5 protein-coding genes are annotated in these 2,416 nt (G+C 40.4%); all 5 read right to left on the bottom strand.

Going from position 1 to position 2,416, the window contains the following annotated elements; all coding sequences use genetic code 11:
* Window positions 1-113: peptide deformylase (locus tag ELS82_RS24240; protein WP_341867200.1), on the bottom strand; the 113-nt coding region annotated here is incomplete at its 3' end.
* A gap of 143 nt (window positions 114-256) precedes the next feature.
* Entirely contained in the window at window positions 257-1,075 is an 819-nt protein-coding gene (locus tag ELS82_RS24235) for a DUF7946 domain-containing protein (RefSeq protein ID WP_134837685.1), read from the bottom strand.
* A 167-nt stretch (window positions 1,076-1,242) separates the two neighbouring features.
* A complete protein-coding gene (locus ELS82_RS24230; RefSeq protein WP_134837684.1) occupies window positions 1,243-1,701 on the bottom strand; it encodes a hypothetical protein in 459 nt (152 codons plus the stop codon).
* 24 nt (window positions 1,702-1,725) lie between these two features.
* The gene (locus ELS82_RS27145; RefSeq protein WP_244230879.1) at window positions 1,726-2,163 is read right to left on the bottom strand and encodes a hypothetical protein; all 438 of its coding nucleotides are present in this window, start codon (window positions 2,161-2,163) and stop codon (window positions 1,726-1,728) included.
* A gap of 162 nt (window positions 2,164-2,325) precedes the next feature.
* Window positions 2,326-2,416, bottom strand: a 91-nt coding sequence (locus ELS82_RS24220) for an IS3 family transposase (protein ID WP_134837683.1), incomplete at its 5' end; no start/stop codon positions are given.

Raw genomic sequence — 2,416 nt, 5'->3', positions numbered from 1 at the left:
AGCGTTTCCAACATATCGTCTATTAATGTTTGTACCGTCGTAATATCTCGCACCTTTTCCGCTTTGACCTTAAGCCTTGGATCAGGTGCAGTCAAAATTTCTAAAACTGCCATATTTTCCTTCTAATTCTTGGAAGCTCATAACGCCCAATTAAGTAGTGAGCAACACTGCCACCTACCTAGACCATTGTGCCGTAAACACTAAAGCTGATTCAAACCAAAAATGCCAAGCGTTGCGAATCTGCTTGAATTGCTTGTTAGCTCTTTACTTCAGTTACGCCATATACAAGATAACGCTTTACTGCACCTTTTGCGGACATAACACGCTTTACCTCTAACTGTATTTTTCCACCATCGCCATTTTGGGCGTGATACATTGACCAAGGAAACCACTGCTTTTGGTTAGAAGTTACACAGTCTTGTAACTTGAAAGACACGGTTTTATCTAAACTGTCGTCATAAAAACGCCCAAATCCAGATAGAATGTTAAATCTAGTGACGTTTCCTGTAATCCCTGTAATCAAATTGCTTTCGGTTGATAGAGAGACACTTTTCAAAGTATTTTGGTCTAGAGTTACGATATCACCAACTTTCGAACGCACAATAGAAATAGTCATATTTTCATTCTGCTTTATTGGACGGTGAGCTTGCTCTAAGGGAATCTCTAAAGCTTCTTCCATTTCACCAATAAAAGGTTCAACACGATCACGAAGCTTTTTTACTTGTGGCGTTGAAGGCTCATATGTTTTGTCTAAAGTCTGCGACCACGTCCATTTGATAAGGTCGTAAAAAACGTTAGCAACAACGCTTGCACCTATAGATAAAGCAACTTTTTCTTCAATAGCCAAAGTCAGCAGCTCTTCAAAACTGCCTTTTCTTGAAGGGTGAATATATAGCTTAGCCCCCTCAATTCTATTGCCTTTCTTCTTAATCTCGCCATCATTTAGCATTGCATGAGTAGTAATGGAAAGAGCTTTAGCAAAACCTTGTAGAGATGTAGACGCATCATACATATCTAACCGACCACCATCTGCATCGCCTTTGCGGTACGATATCTTAAACTTAATTTCTTTCATTATTTATTTACCAACTGATGTAACTTTAACGCTTGAGAGCTAACGCCAAATTAAGGTGTGAACAACGCTAACCACCCTACCTAAACCATTGTGCCATAGACACTAAACTAGCTTGAAGTGAAAGCGCCGAGCGTTGTGAATCACTCTTAAATTTATTGTTATAAGAATTAAAACTCAGAGCCCATTAGCTTGACAGTTTCCTTTGCTAATTCGTAAGGAGTTCGCTCATCACTAGGACTAGAAAAAGAGCCAAAGAACGACAACGTCAGCAAATTTCTAACTACTTTTCTATGAGTTGACCTTGATGGTACTAGCCTGAGGGCAACTGCAAGCCATAAAGGGGTAATCGTTATATATTGAGCCTTCATGTCCGCCATTAGCTTACGAAGTTCATCTTGTCCATCATAGTATCGTTGACGGTACTCTTCATTATCATCAGCTCTTAGCTTCGCGTTCAACATATTTGAATGAAAACTTAGCGAAGAGATAGCCCTTGAATTTAATTGCCTATATTGATGACAAGGTTCTATAAACAGCTTTTGAACCAATTGAGACATCGCATGTATTAAAAGCCCACCGATTATGGTTGCTGCCGCTGTATATATTATTTTTTCAAATTCACTCATAGTGCCTATTCTTATAACGCCCAATTAACGTGTGAGCAGCGCAAGCACTGAACTTAAACATTGCGCCGTAAACACTAAACTCAACCTGAGTGAAAGCGCCAAGCGTTGCGAATCACTGTTGAATTGTTTGTTATGTTTTACCACAAACACATGATTTAATTGAGAAAGAACTGCGATTTCTGACCAGCTTTCTGAACTAAACCACAAGGTAAGAACCGACTTGGCCACCAAAGGCGACCAACCAGAAACGAGTAATTCCACTTCCCTGCCCAATGAGGCAACCCGACTGAGTTCCAGCCAGCGCCCTTTCTTTCCAACCAAAGCGCAAAACAATGGTAAATTGCCGAGGCAACTGCCAAGCTGAAATGCTAATTGGTTAAGACCTAAAAGCGACTTTGAGCCAGTTAAACATGAAACCGACCGCCACGACCTGACAATGAAGCAACCCATGAACATTGGCATGTTTTACGGCCTAAGTGATTCAAGAATTTAGGCCGACAATGCAGATTTGCTGAGTCTACTAGGGACGGATTACCAGAGGGACAAAGAACTAGAGACTAAGACATTTAAGCATTTGAAATACAAGTAAACTAGTGTACCCCACGAAAAGTGGACACAACATAACTACACACTTTCGAACTCGGCTGGACTCACATAGCCCAACGCTGAGTGCTTTCTATTTCGATTGTAATAGATCTCAATATATTCGAAGATC

It is taken from the genome of Vibrio ouci (genome assembly GCF_004551525.1).
In the GTDB taxonomy this organism is placed as follows: domain Bacteria; phylum Pseudomonadota; class Gammaproteobacteria; order Enterobacterales; family Vibrionaceae; genus Vibrio; species Vibrio ouci.
Note: the sequence above shows the minus strand (reverse complement) of the source record. Positions and strands in the feature narration are given on the sequence as shown.

Coding starts and splice junctions, on each gene's coding strand:
- ELS82_RS24235 (WP_134837685.1), bottom strand. CDS start 1,075: ATGAAAGAAATTAAGTTTAAGATATCGTACCGCAAAGGCGATGCAGAT.
- ELS82_RS24230 (WP_134837684.1), bottom strand. CDS start 1,701: ATGAGTGAATTTGAAAAAATAATATATACAGCGGCAGCAACCATAATC.
- ELS82_RS27145 (WP_244230879.1), bottom strand. CDS start 2,163: ATGCCAATGTTCATGGGTTGCTTCATTGTCAGGTCGTGGCGGTCGGTT.